This is a genomic window from Planococcus sp. APC 3906 (assembly GCF_030407685.1).
Classification (GTDB): domain Bacteria; phylum Bacillota; class Bacilli; order Bacillales_A; family Planococcaceae; genus Planococcus; species Planococcus koreensis.
The window spans coordinates 226616-240432 of sequence record NZ_JASDCW010000001.1 but is presented as its reverse complement, the minus strand read 5'-3'; the positions used below and the strand labels follow the sequence as shown (position 1 = coordinate 240432).

Sequence of the window (13817 nt, the reverse complement as noted above, 5' to 3'; positions counted from 1 at the left end):
AAATTAAAACGCTCCGCATAGGCGGAGCGTTTTTTTAGATTATTGGGAAACTTGAATTCTATTGAGCTTACGGTTTCAGGACGACCTTCGTGCAGTCGTCTGTGTGGTCATTGAAAATCTTATAAGCATCCGCTGCCTGTTCAAGCGGCATGATGTGCGAAATGATTTCACGCGGATCAAATTCGCCTTTCTCGATTTTCTCGTACAGCATCGGCATCAAGTGGATGACCGGTGCTTGGCCCATTTTCATCGTTACGTTGCGCTCGAAAATATTGCCGAGCGGGAATTGGTTGTATTTCTGGCCGTAGACGCCGGTTAACTGGATTGTCCCGAATTTGGCGACTGCATCTTTTGCGATATCAATTGCGCTCAATGTACCGCCCTGCAGCATTAATTTCTGCTGGATTGCTTCTGCCGCCGATTTTTTGCCATCCATGCCGACGCAATCAATGACTACTTGCGCGCCGCCGCTTGTCAGTTCATGGATGTGCGCACCCATATTGTCGTATTGGCTGAAATCGAACACTTCCACGTTATTCATGCGTTTGGCTTTTTCCATACGGTATGGAATTTCATCCACTGCGATGACGCGTTTTGCGCCTTTCATCCAAGCGAATTTCTGGGTCATCAAGCCGATTGGCCCACAGCCAAGAACCACGACTGTGTCACCCGGTTTTACGCCGGCATTTTCAACACTCCACCAGGCAGTCGGCAGAACGTCCGAAAGGAATAGCACCGATTCATCTTCAAGCTCGGAAGATTCAGGAATGACAAACGGCATGAAGTTGCCGTACGGCACACGCAGGTATTCCGCTTGCCCGCCGGAATAATCGCCATAGCGTTCAGTAAATCCGAAATAGCCGCCGGTATCGAAATGAGGGTTGCCATTTGAATTGTCGCATTGGCTTTCCATGTCATGGTCGCAATAGAAGCAGTGGCCGCAGCTGACGTTGAATGGCAGCACGATGCGGTCGCCTTTTTTCACTTTTGTCACTTCGGGGCCGACTTCTTCGACAATGCCCATCGGTTCATGGCCGATGACGTAATCTTTTCGCGCAGGCAAGGCGCCTTGATAAATATGCAAATCCGAGCCACAAATAGCGGAAGAAGTTATTTTGACAACAATATCGTCTTTTTTCTCAATCTCTGGGTCCTTGACGTTTTTCACTTGCATGTCTTTTACACCTTGGAACGTTACTGCTTTCATCCAATCGCCTCCAAAATTTTTAGAATACTATAGTACTTCCCTGATTTTCTGAATAAAAAACCGCACATCCGGAAATTCCGGATGTGCGGACGGCTAATAGGCCAATGTGTCTTTCAATTCAAAGGTTTCGAGTTTATAGCTTTTCACTTCGCTATTGGCCACGGTATAGAGGTTGTCGCCGCTATACAGGATACGCTGCACGCTTTTCGCCCAATCTTCATATTGCATATCGGACGGTGATATTAGATTGGCCGCTTCTGTAATGCCGTCAGGAGTTATCGTGTAAATCATCGCACCTTCACCTTCGAACTCCACATACTTGCCATCTGTTTCACTGTACATCGTCAGCGGAAAGCCGTATAGGTTCTTTTCCGGATGGATGAACAGCGCTTTGTGGTCGTATTGCAGCTGGGAATAAGTTCCGGGACCGCCAATGATTTCGTTGTCTTTTTCCTGAGGGTTCGAAAAATCACTGATATCAAAAAGCGAGATTTTCATGCCGCCGGTCACCACCCGCGGCTCTCCGCCTTTCACCGGTTCCAGCTTCGTATCAGCACCAAACCCGATCAAGTGGTTTTCATCCAACGGATGAAGATAATTCGAGAACCCGGGAATTTTCAGCTCGCCCAGCACTTTTGGCGCGGATGGCGCGGATACATCGATGACAAACAAGGGATCGGTTTCTTTGAACGTCACCATATATGCTTTGTCTCCGATAAAACGGGCTGAATAGATCCGCTCTCCTTTTGCCAAATCTTCCACTGCTCCAACCTGTTTCATGCCAGCATCCAGAATGAACAGATGGTTTTTCGAGGGTTCATTAACATTCCAGGCAAACCCTTCAGTTGTTGCTATACGGAAATAGCCATTGTGTTCATCCATGGAAAACTGGTTCAAAAGTGAACCCGCCACTTCGCTAGAGGCTATGAATTGGACATCTGTCCCTTCCAATGCAAATTTGAAAATCTCTGTATTTGCCGTCTGCGGCATCCAGATTGCAATGTCGGCATTGCTGTCGGTCACTGTGCCGTCTTCGCTTTCTGCTGGAATATAAGCGGCTGCTGTCAAATAGAGGTGGTCTTTCGACATATACATTTGCTCGCTGCCGCCTAAAAATCCTTTCGTGCTAATGTCGTTCTGGGAAGGCTCCGCCAAATCGATAGTTGATATGACACTATAGCTGCCTTCCATTGTTCCAGGCAGGATGGAAAGGCTGTCATAGGGCATCGGTGTCAGCGTACCGCCATTTTTCGAGTCGTAGGTATGGGGACGCAATTCCGCATCATTTTGCTGCTCCATGATCCAGAAATCCGGGTAGACATTGGTGACATAGTATAAGACATTGCCAGCCAGCCTTGCGCCATTCAAATTTCCTTCCGTCCCGAACTCCCTCAGCAATTCCGGCGATGCCGGATTATCAATGTCGTAAAGGTGTACGGTTGTCATTCCCATATGCGGAAAATATTCACGTTCCATGCCATCCATCGGCATAATCGAATACTTGCTGCCGATTACCACAAGAACGCCATCGTTCAAGAACAATTGCTGCGGATATAATTCTTTCTCGAAAACCAGTTCATCCGCCACAGCCAATTCGTCCGGATTTCGGACATCCGTAATAATGACGCGATTTTCGCTGATTGAATAAATGAATGACCCATCGGTTTTCACCAAATCGGCTTCATCCACACCTTCAACTTGTTTATTGGTGGTCGAGTAATCGCCGCCATTCCCGCCTTCTCCGCTGGCTTCTCCGCTTCCGCTGTCCGCAGACTCTTCTGTGGCACCGCTTTTGTCTGTGAAAATGCCGTCTTCTTCATTGCTTTGCTGCAGCGCCAGTACTTGGGCGAAATATGCTCTCAACTCTTCAGCATCCGTCAATGTCTGGATTTCTTCCTGGACAGAAAAAGTGAGCTCTTTTCGGTCAAGTGATTTGAAAAAGCTTCCTTTGATTGCTGATTCCTTGATGTGAAGCTCGTATTGCCCAGCCGGAAGCTGCGAAATTTCAATGGTTTTTCCATTTGGCCGCAATTCCATTGAAGCTTCCACCCGATTCCCTTCCGCATCCGTCAGATAAATATCACCTTTTTCGATCGCATTTCCTTGGACTGCGGATGAGAAATTCGCGCGCCATCCTTGCTCAGTCAAAGCGAGCGCGGGTGCATTGACAGTCACTTTATCGAACATCAAAACGCCTGCAATTGCGATGGCCGCAAACAATACTGCAGCCAATAGCCATATCCCTCTTTTCTTCACAACCGACCCCGCCTTTCAAGGCTTCTTTTCCAATTAGACACTAGCCACAGGAAAAAGTTACAGATTTTCCCGGAACTTTTTTACAGCCTTTTGGAATGTGCAGATAAACTGCTCATTTTCGCACTCCGAATTCCCGCCGCCTTGTACAAATCCCGGATTTCCGCCGCCTTTGCCATCCGTCAATGCCAGCAACTCTCCCAGCACCTCCCGCATATCTCCCTGTGCCTCTTCCCCTTTTGCACAGACAAATCGCACGCCTTTGCCTTCTGCCGATAAAAGGAGTATGTATGAATGTTTTTCGCGCGCTGCAACCATACGCGCCAATTGCTGGAGTTCTTTTACTGGGCGGTTGTAAAATATACGCTCTGCAGTAGCCGTATTTGCCGCTGATTGTATGCCGAAAGATTCCGCTTCCAATAATTTTGAACGCGTGTCTTTTAATTCTTTTTCGATTGCCGCTTTTTCTTCAAGCAACGCATCAGCAGCACCCGGCAAATCCTTCAACGGGGAATTTAGCTGGCGCACCAGTTCATCAGTGGTTTCAATCAGCAATTTGAAATGGCCGAATGCCCGCCCTCCACATAAAAAATAAACCCGTGTGCCGCCTTTCGCCTTCTCAGCAGTAATAATTTTAATGAGGCCTATGTCAGAAGTGTTTTTAGGATGGGTGCCTCCGCAGGCGTTCAAGTCGACACCATCGATTTTTACGAGCCGAATGTCTCCTTTCACTGCAGGCGGTTTTCTTAAGGGCATGGATTTAGCCTGCTCTTCCGTCACCCACTCCGTAGTGATCGGCAAATGGCGGCGTATGACATCATTTGCCGCAGCTTCCGCAGCAGCGAGAACTTCCTGTGGAATTTCAGCAGCGTCCAAATCAATCGACACACGTTCTTCCCCAAGATGAAAGCTCGTAGTATGCAAATTATGCCGGTCAGCAAACACGGCACTCAGCACGTGCTGGCCAGCATGCTGCTGCATATGGTCAAAGCGCTTGTTCCAGTCCAGCTGCGCCGGGTATTCCCCGTTGCTAAGCGACATATCCGTATAATGCCGGATCTCCTCCTGCGAAGATTGGACGTCCAGTACTGCAGCGCCGCCAATGAAGCCGGTGTCTGCAGGTTGTCCGCCGCCTTCCGGATAGAAGATTGTTTGGTTCGTTAGTATGTATTGCCCTTTTTCGTCCTGTCCCGACCCAATTACTTCCACTGTGGCCTGCGCAATTTCCGGGTCGCCATAATACATTTTCAATGTCATTATCGTTCCTTCTTTCCGCTGCTTCAGTATGCAGCCTTCTGTTGTTTAGGGATCTCCGTTTAGTGGAAATGAATCATTACAAGAGATTTTAGGAGGTAGCAAGCATGCCGAGATTTGAACGTTCCATATTATTGTATAACGGCGCAGCTGGAGCGGCAACGACAGACACGGTAATCCCTTTGGCTGTTCCCGCTCTCGCGCGGGCGTCAAAACATCTTGAGCTGATTCAAACAGCATCACCAGAAGAATTCGAAGCGGCATGCCGCAACTCCTGCAATAACGCCGATGCGCTTTTTGTCGCTGGAGGAGACGGCACCGTACACATTGCGGTACAAGTGCTTTCCACCATGGACGCTCCTCCAGTACTTGGAATCCTTCCAAGCGGAACGTGCAACGATTTTGCCCGGACACTGGAGATTCCATTGCTGCTTGACCAGGCGGCAGAAACTTTGGCCGCTGGAGATATTCAGGACATCGACACCGCACAAATCAATCATCGGATTTTCCTGAATTTCGCCGGCCTCGGATTGATTACCGATACGTCTTTGAACATTGACCCTGATTTAAAAGAGCGCTACGGTAAAATCAGTTATTTCATGAGTGCGCTGCAGACAATGCGCCAATCGATTCCTTTTCCGATCCATCTCGAAATCGATGGCGTCCAATCCGTGGAAGAAGGGGTTGCCGCATTGATCATGAATGGAAAATCCATCGGTACACATATGTTTCCGATGGATTCGATCAGCCCTTCCGACGGCTTGCTTGATGTGTTCATAATCCAGTCTTCGACACTCACTGCGATCCGCGAATGGTTTTCGCTTGCCAAACCTGATGTGACGCCAGATGAACTGGAGCACATCGCGCATTTCCAAGGACAGCACATCAAAATTTGGACAGATGAAGAAAAAGAAGTGGATACAGACGGTGAAATTTACTTGAAGACGCCGCTCGATATTCAAATCCAACCGAAGAAACTTCAGATGCTGGTGCCGAAGCCTTCATTTGACAGCATTCCTGATTAATCGATTCCATAGAAAAAGCCGTACGCCAAGTCATTTGCCATGACCTGGCGTACGGCTCTTTTATTCTTCAAACGGCCATTGCGGCAGCATGTGATTCAATTTCTTGTCCTGGCGGTTGCCGAGAACATAATCCGCTTGCATGAGCGTATGGATTTCGCGCGTGCCTTCGTAAATGACCGGAGCTTTCGAGTTCCGCAAGAAGCGGGCAACCGGATATTCGTCCGTATAGCCATAAGCGCCGTGGATCTGAACCGCATCATCCGCCGCTTTATTGGCAAAATCACAAGCCTGCCATTTTGCCAGCGATGTTTCCCGTGTGTTGCGCTTTCCTTGATTTTTCATCTCGCCTGCGCGGTAGACAAGCAGCCTGCTCATTTGATAGCCGGCCTCCATATTGGCGAGCATCTGCTGGACAAGCTGGTGCTCGCCGATCGGTTTCCCGAATGTCGAACGGCTATGGCAGTATTTGACGCTTTCCTCTATGCAAGCCATCAGCAAGCCGCAAGCACCAGCAGCAACCGTAAAGCGGCCATTATCAAGCGCCGACATGGCGATTTTAAAGCCTTCTCCTTCTTGCCCCAACAAGTTTTCAACCGGCACCCGCAAATCATCGAAGAATAATTCTCCGGTATTGCCGGAGCGGATGCCGTACTTTCCTTTTAGCGCTTTAGAAGAAAACCCTTCCCATGTCCGCTCGACGATAAACGCGCTGATTCCTTTATGCTTTTTCTCTTTGTCGGTATAAGCGAAAACGATGAAATGGTCGGCAGCGTCGCATAACGAAATCCAGGTTTTCTGGCCATTCAAAATATAATGCTCGCCGTCTCTCACTGCTGTCGAAGCCAAAGCCGCGACATCTGAGCCTGCGCCCGGTTCCGTCAGGCCGAATGCCCCGATTTTCTCACCTTTTGCTTGGGGAACGAGGTATTGCTCTTTCTGCTGCTCGGTCCCCCATTGCAAAAGGGACATCGAATTAAGGCCCGTATGGACGGAAACCGCCGTGCGGAAAGCCGTGTCTCCCCGTTCCAATTCTTCACAAATAATCGCCAGCGAATTATAATCCATGCCGCTGCCGCCGTATTTTTCCGGTATGCATACACCCATAAGGCCCATATCTTTCAGCCGCGTCCAGATGGCCGGATCAAAAGCACCGGCTGCATCCCATCCAGCTATATACGGAATGATTTCTTCATCGACAAAATGCCTGACGGTTTTCCGAAGCAGCTGCTGTTCTTGAGTGAATTCGAAGTCCATAGCCGTTCCCCCTTATGCGGTTTTTTTAATTCTGATACGCGGAACGATGCACTGTTTCTTTGATGAGAACTCCGCGCTTCGCCATTTCCGCGATGTATTCATCGCCTGGCACGATCATTTCAGGCGGATAAGAACCTCGCTTATCGATAATGCCGCTGCCGATCATCTGCGCCACAACTGAAATCGTATAGGCAGTTGCCCGCGCCATAGCGGTGACCCCCGCATCTTCCCTCATTGTGATCATATTGTATTCATAGGTAAGCCCTTCGCCTTCTTTGGTGCCCGACACCATAACGCGCAATAAAACAGCATCCTGTTTATCGCCAAGTTCCGTAAGCGGCTTCAGCACTTCACGCAAAACGTCCCGCGGCTTCACGATAAGCCCGTTCACATTTACCGTTTTTTCCCGATCCGTGAATCCGAGGTCGACGAGGATTTGGAACTTTTCGGCATGCCCTTTATAGCGAACCGTTTTATACTCCAATGTATCGACGTCGCTGAACGTGTCGATAAGCGTAGATGTTCCGCCAGATGTATGGAAAGCTTCAAGTTCCCCAAAACCCTCGAATTGGACAAACTCGATTTCCGACAGCGAAGCGACTTCCTGTTCACGCCCTTCGCGGATGACAAACGACGGGTCCGTATAATGGTCGAATACGCCTTCCAATGAAAAAACATGATTGTACATTAATGGCGGTTCGGGTTTCACCGGTATTCCGCCGACAAAAATCCGGATTTCATGGACTTGATCCAATTTACTGGCTCCATGCCCAACCAATATATTCATCATTCCGGGAGCCACACCCAAATCCGGAATGAGCGTCACGCCGCGCTGCTCCGCTTGTTCATGCAGCGACAAAACGGCGTCAGTAGCTCCGCCGATATGGCCGCCCAGGTCCACAGAATGGACTCCGCATTGCACGGCAAGACGGGCTACCTTCTCATTGAAGGTGTAAAATAAGGCGTTGATGACCACGTCAGCCTTTTCCATGATGGCCAAAAGCTGCAGATCGTCATGAGCATCCAAGTAAAGAACTTCGACTTTATCGCTGCCCAGCTGTTGCTTGAACAGCTCAGCCTGGGCTGGATGGAGATCTGCCAAAAACACTTTTTCCACTTCGCTATTGGCAGCCAAGTCCCCTGCTGCCTGCTTGCCCATCAACCCTGCACCCAATACCGCGATTTTCATGCCGACGCCTCCTCTTTAATCAGATTTCGTTGTCGATTTGCGCACGCTGCAACTTGCCGCTGAAATCAATGTATACGCTCTTCCACTCTGTAAAGACGTCGAGCGCCGCAACCCCTGAATCGCGATGGCCGTTGCCGGTCCCTTTCGTCCCGCCGAATGGCAAATGGATTTCCGCGCCAGTGGTCCCTGCGTTGATGTAGACGATTCCCGTATCCAAATCCCTTTGCGCTTTGAAAGCCCGATTGACATCGCTAGTGTAAATTGAACTGGATAAGCCATATATGACGCCATTATTCACTTCAATCGCCTCTTCAAAGCTCGACACCTCGATGATTGATACGACCGGACCGAAAATTTCCTCTTGCGCGATCCGCATATCCGGCAGCACATCCGTAAACACTGTCGGAGCGTAATAGTTTCCTTTATCCAGCGGTGCATCGTTCAAAACCGCTCCGCCCACCAGCAATTTTGCACCTTCCTGCTGGCCGATCTCTACATAGGAATGGATTTTCTCTAATGCTTTTTTATTGATGACCGGGCCGACTTTGACCGTTTCATCCAATCCATCTCCTACCGTTAGCATTTCCACTTTTTCAAGCAGCCTTCTTTGCAGTTCATCTTTTATGCCCTTATGGACAATGACCCGGCTGCAAGCTGTGCATCGCTGGCCAGCTGTTCCGTATGCGCTCCATAAGATTCCTTCGACTGCAAGATCCAAATCTGCGTCGTCCATGACAATCACGGCATTCTTGCCGCCCATTTCCAGCGATACTTTCTTCAGGTTCCGCCCTCCGGCCTCAGCCACTTTGCGGCCAGTCTCTGTTGAACCTGTAAACGAAATCACTTTGATATCCGGATGTTCGATCATTGCTGTGCCGACTTCAGCGCCAGAGCCGAATACAATATTCGCCACGCCTGGAGGCAAACCTGCGGCCTCGAAGATTTTAGCCATTTCAAAAGCCATCATCGGCGTTTCTGTTGCCGGCTTCCAGAGAAACGCATTGCCCGCTACGATAGCCGGAAACGACTTCCATGTCGCAATCGCAACCGGAAAGTTCCAAGGAGTGATCAAGCCGACAACCCCGATTGGAGAACGGACGCTCATCGCAAATTTGTCTGCCAGTTCAGATGGCGTCGTTTCGCCGAACATGCGGCGCCCTTCGCCAGCCATGTAAAAAGCCATGTCTATGCCTTCCTGAACTTCGCCGCGTGCTTCTTCGATGACTTTGCCCATCTCCTTGGTCAATACTTGCGCCAAATGTTCTTTATCTTCCTTCATCAACCGTCCAATTTCATATAAATAATCCGCTCGTTTGGGTGCTGGAACTTTCGCCCATTTCTTCTGCGCTGTTTTTGCCGCCCGGGCCGCCGCTTCTACATCTGCAGCTGTAGACATTTGGACTTGAGCCAATTGTTCGCCCGTTGCTGGATTCAGTACTGGAGTAAAATCTGAATTAACCGCTTCCTGCCATTCGCCGTTCACGTAATTCGTCAATTTCATTTCCCATTCCTCCTTGGCACGCCGTATTTGAAACCCCTATCATAGTCATTATTTCATACGGATTTTGAAACTGCCAGCTTTAATGAGAAATATTAGAATTTTCTTTCTATATAATATTTCTAGAAATTGAACAAAAGAATAAATATTTTATACACCGCTTCGGACGCTTTAGGCAGAGCAAAGACAATTGCTCCTGCGCAAGCTCGTCGCAAAGGAGTTGCCAAGCCCTTTGACGCGCCTCAGCTAAGATATCTTTCGATATGGAGCAAAACAGCGGAGAAAACCTTTCTGCTCCTGCAGCGCTTGGCGCTTCGTCGCAAAGACATGGCCTCGCTAGCTTCGGCCAATATCTTGCCTGCGGGAAAGCGAGACAACCGAGACCCCGCAGGGAATGATTGGCCAAATGGAATTTAGCCAATCATTTGCGACGAAGCTAGCGAAGCGATGCAGGAGCACCGGTTTTCGAAGCGACTGAGGAGGCTTGGCGCTCGCCCGCGGCAAGCGCAGCTGTTTTGCGGAATATCAGCAATTAGAATCTATAGTTCACCCTGCGAATATTAATTAAGATAATAGACCCGAATTAGAAAGTGCGTTCCCCTGCCGGGTTGTGTAGTTTGTGCCATTTAAAAGAATTTCTCCGTATTCTATTGACACTAACGGTTCGTCATAGTCTAATCAGTAATTAGAGGTGATAGTCATGTACAAAGTACAGGAAGTGGCAAAGATTGCAGGAGTCAGTGTTCGCACACTCCATCATTACGACAGTATCGGGCTGCTCAAGCCCTCAAATATCGGTTCTAACCGTTACCGTTACTATAACGACGAAGATTTGAAGCTGTTGCAGCATATCCTGTTTTTCAAAGAACTAGGCTTCTCTTTGAAAAAAATACAGGAAATTGTAGCCCAGGGCTTTGATGCGAACTTCGCATTGGCGCAGCACATTGAGTTTTTGCGCTTGAAAAAAGAGCGCATGGAATCACTGATTCAAAGCGCAGAAATGACGTTGCTGGAAAATGCAGGTGCGGAAACACTTTCCAATGAAGACCGTTTCGCAGCCTTCGCTGACAAGAAAAATGGAGACGATATCTCAAAATACAAAATGGAGATCCCAGAACTCTTGGAAGATGAAGTGTCTGAAGAAAGCATTGATGCTGCAGAAGAAGCGGAAGTACTTGTGAATATGGCAGTAATCGACGAAGCCGCCGCGATCGAAGAACCTGAACAGGTGGAAACGGCAAAGCCTGAAAAAGAAGAAGAAGATTTGGATGAGATCAACCGCGAAGGAAACCGGATTTATAATGCGGTTGCAGCATTAATGCATCTGCCTGCCGATGCGCCAGAAGTGCAGGTTGAGATGAAGGCGTATTACACGCTCTTAAACCGCTTTTACGATTGCACGCCACGAATGTTCCGCGGCCTTGCAGATTTATACGCGTCTGACAGCCGTTTCGCAAACAATATCGACCAGCATGGAAAAGGCCTTTCAACTTACTTGAAGGAAGCCATGTACGTTTACGCGGCTGCTTTACAAGATGCGTGAACTCATCGGCCCCTGCAGCAATTGCGGAAAAGACATCTTTTGCCTTGACGGCTTTTTGAACGGCGTCTACATAGACGGTGAGCTCTTTTGTTTTGACTGCTCAGAGGAAGAGGAGGAAATGGCACAAAAGTAGACACTTTTGTGCCATTTCTTTTCCGTTCTTGCAAATTCAGAATTTTATTTCATCTTTCAAAGAAATGAGTGGCGCATCATGTCTCTTCAAAAAAGAATATTCTTATACGGCGCTTTATTCATTTCCGCCATCATGGTACTGGCGGGCTGGCTTTTTTACGTCACCATATCCGGCGCCATTGAAGAGCAGGTCGGCCAGCGGGCTTTGGATATTGCTGTCACTTCCGCTGAGCGTCCCGATATCATCGAAGGGTTCAGCGCGAGCGACCCTGCGGCGGAGATTCAGCCGATCGCTGAGAAAATCCGTGCCCAAACCGGCGCTGAGTATGTTGTGGTCGGCAACACGGAAAGCATCCGCTATTCCCATCCCGTTGTTGGCAGGCTTGGCCAGAAGATGGTCGGCGATGACAATGAAAAAGCGCTGCGGGACGGCGTTGCTTATATTTCTGAAGCGACTGGTTCCCTCGGCCCCGCATTGCGCGGAAAAGCCCCTATCTTTGACCAAAATGGCAGCATCATTGGCGTCATTTCAGTCGGTTTCTTAAAAACGGATATGGCCGGCACATTCCACGCGTATTTAGATTCCATCAGCAGCATCGTCTTGGCTGCAGCTGTTATCGGCGCGTTCGGTTCCATGCTGCTCGCACGCAGCATCAAGAAAACCTTATTCGGCCTTGAGCCTGCTGAAATCGCAAACCTGTACAATGAACGGAACGCGGTAATTGAATCGGTCCGTGAAGGGATCATCATGGTGAATAAATCCGGGGAAATTACGATGGCCAATGCTTCAGCGCACGAGATGCTTGCGCTGCCCGAAGACTTGAGCCTGCTGGGAATCCCCATCGAAGACATTTTGCCGAACACGATGCTTCCCCAAGTGCTCGAGACCGGCGAATCCCAATTTGACCGCCCGATGACGATTCGCGGCAAAAAAACCATCGTTAACCGCATCCCGATCAGTTTTGATGATGAAATCGTCGGGGCCGTTTCCAGTTTCCGGCTGCAATCGGATATTGAAGGCCTGCGCAGCGAACTGTCGCAAGTCACGCAATACGCTGAAGCGCTGCGTGCCCAGACCCATGAGCACCAGAATTTCCTTTACACGATATCGGGTTTGATCCAGCTCAACTCGCTCGAAGAAGCGATGCAGCTGATCCACCACGAAACAGAAGAACAGCAATCGCTCGTCCAGTTCGTGACGCAGCGGCTCCAAGATCCATTTTTGGGCGGCTTGGTCATCGGTCTGTTCAATCGCGCGCGGGAACTGAAAGTGAAGCTGCTGCTTGATGAAGAAAGCAATATGAAACAATTGCCTCCCCACCTTGAAAAAAGTTTATTTGTGTCGATACTCGGCAATTTGATCGTCAACGCATTTGAAGCGGTCGAGCATTTGCCGGAAAACGAACGTACCGTGCGTCTTCTGCTTGTGGATAACGGCAGCGAGATTTTGATGGAAGTGGAAGATTCCGGGCCTGGGCTGGATCCCGAATTGATGCCTCTTCTTTTCAAAGAACGCGTCTCCACTAAACAAGGCGGCGACCGCGGTTATGGCATGGTCAAAGTGTACGAAAGCGTCCGTGACCTGCACGGAGAAATCGCTATCGAAACCGGCGATTTGGGCGGTTCACTATTTATCATTTCAATAAAATCGGAGGAACTAGCATGATTGAGATTCTAATCGTTGAAGACGATAAACGCATTGCTGACATCCACAGGCGCTTTATCGAAAAAATGGACGGTTTTCAAGTTGTCGGCTCTGCCCATAACGGCGCGGAAGCAAAAGATTGGATCCAGGCGCTCCAGCCTCAGCTGGTTTTGCTGGATGTCCATTTGCCTGACATGAAAGGCACGGAATTATTGCCGTTCATCCAACAGGAAAGCCCCGATTCGGATATCATTTTCATCACAGCGGCTTCTGAAACGGACATCGTGAAAAAAGCGTTCCGAGCCGGTGTCGCCGATTACATCCTCAAACCGCTTACTTTCGCCCGGTTTGAAGAAAGCCTGGTTGCTTATAAGGAAAAAAGACGGTCGTTGGAAAAAAGCGGCTCGCTGGATGAGGAGTCGATCCAAAAATTATGGAATTCGAACCGTACTGCCTTAAGCGAACCTTTTGCCACACCGAAAGGCATCGATCCGAATACCATGGCCCGCATCAAAGAACGTTTGGCACTTGCTGAACTGGGAATGACTGCGGAAGAAATGGGCTCCGCGTGCGGCATGAGCCGCTCTACTGCCCGCCGTTACCTGGAACACTTGGTTTCTGAACGTTTGGCGGCGGCAGAATTGCTTTACGGCACAATCGGCCGGCCAGAGCGCCGCTATTTTTCGCAGCCGTGAACTTTATGAACAAAATTGATTAATTGAACAATATCCCTCTTATTTCCATAAACGATCAATTGAATAAAAGTTCTGATAAATTAAAGACAGCGCATGAAAGCGCTGTCTTTTACTATTTCAAA

10 protein-coding genes are annotated in these 13817 nt (G+C 49.1%); 4 read left to right on the top strand and 6 right to left on the bottom strand.

Features of this window, described 5'->3' with window-relative positions; translation table 11 throughout:
• Positions 1–67: 67 nt before the first annotated feature.
• From QMA09_RS01200 to QMA09_RS01190, 3 genes are all read right to left on the bottom strand, one after another.
• A complete protein-coding gene (locus QMA09_RS01200; protein ID WP_135500132.1) occupies positions 68–1207 on the bottom strand; it encodes a zinc-dependent alcohol dehydrogenase in 1140 nt (379 codons plus the stop codon).
• Between the two features lie 93 nt (positions 1208–1300).
• Complete coding sequence (locus tag QMA09_RS01195) at positions 1301–3463, bottom strand: beta-propeller domain-containing protein (protein WP_290211710.1); 2163 nt, start codon at positions 3461–3463, stop codon at positions 1301–1303.
• Positions 3464–3520: 57 nt separating this feature from the next.
• Positions 3521–4717 carry an alanyl-tRNA editing protein gene (locus tag QMA09_RS01190; protein ID WP_290211709.1) on the bottom strand — a complete coding sequence of 399 codons (1197 nt, stop codon included), beginning with the start codon at positions 4715–4717 and terminating at the stop codon, positions 3521–3523.
• A 104-nt stretch (positions 4718–4821) separates the two neighbouring features.
• On the opposite strand from QMA09_RS01190, the gene QMA09_RS01185 reads away from it, so the two are divergent.
• Positions 4822–5739 carry a diacylglycerol/lipid kinase family protein gene (locus tag QMA09_RS01185; RefSeq protein WP_290211708.1) on the top strand — a complete coding sequence of 306 codons (918 nt, stop codon included), beginning with the start codon at positions 4822–4824 and terminating at the stop codon, positions 5737–5739.
• A gap of 60 nt (positions 5740–5799) precedes the next feature.
• On the opposite strand, the gene QMA09_RS01180 is transcribed toward QMA09_RS01185, so the two are convergent.
• The 3 genes from QMA09_RS01180 to QMA09_RS01170 are packed head-to-tail and all read right to left on the bottom strand — an operon-like array spanning position 5800 to position 9683.
• Complete coding sequence (locus tag QMA09_RS01180; RefSeq protein WP_135500129.1) at positions 5800–6993, bottom strand: acyl-CoA dehydrogenase family protein; 1194 nt, start codon at positions 6991–6993, stop codon at positions 5800–5802.
• A gap of 25 nt (positions 6994–7018) precedes the next feature.
• Complete coding sequence (locus QMA09_RS01175; RefSeq protein ID WP_290211707.1) at positions 7019–8182, bottom strand: saccharopine dehydrogenase family protein; 1164 nt, start codon at positions 8180–8182, stop codon at positions 7019–7021.
• A gap of 19 nt (positions 8183–8201) precedes the next feature.
• Positions 8202–9683: an aldehyde dehydrogenase family protein gene (locus QMA09_RS01170; protein ID WP_290211706.1), complete on the bottom strand. Its 1482-nt coding sequence runs from the start codon at positions 9681–9683 to the stop codon at positions 8202–8204.
• A gap of 697 nt (positions 9684–10380) precedes the next feature.
• On the opposite strand from QMA09_RS01170, the gene QMA09_RS01165 reads away from it, so the two are divergent.
• The 3 genes from QMA09_RS01165 to QMA09_RS01155 all read left to right on the top strand — a co-directional run bounded on the left by QMA09_RS01165 (position 10381) and on the right by QMA09_RS01155 (position 13695).
• Entirely contained in the window at positions 10381–11223 is an 843-nt protein-coding gene (locus QMA09_RS01165; protein ID WP_290211705.1) for a MerR family transcriptional regulator, read from the top strand.
• 211 nt (positions 11224–11434) lie between these two features.
• A complete protein-coding gene (locus tag QMA09_RS01160; RefSeq protein ID WP_135500125.1) occupies positions 11435–13021 on the top strand; it encodes an ATP-binding protein in 1587 nt (528 codons plus the stop codon).
• The gene (locus QMA09_RS01155; RefSeq protein ID WP_290211704.1) at positions 13018–13695 is read left to right on the top strand and encodes a response regulator; all 678 of its coding nucleotides are present in this window, start codon (positions 13018–13020) and stop codon (positions 13693–13695) included. The genes QMA09_RS01160 and QMA09_RS01155 overlap by 4 nt, the downstream gene beginning before the upstream one ends.
• The last annotated feature ends 122 nt before the right edge of the window (positions 13696–13817 follow it).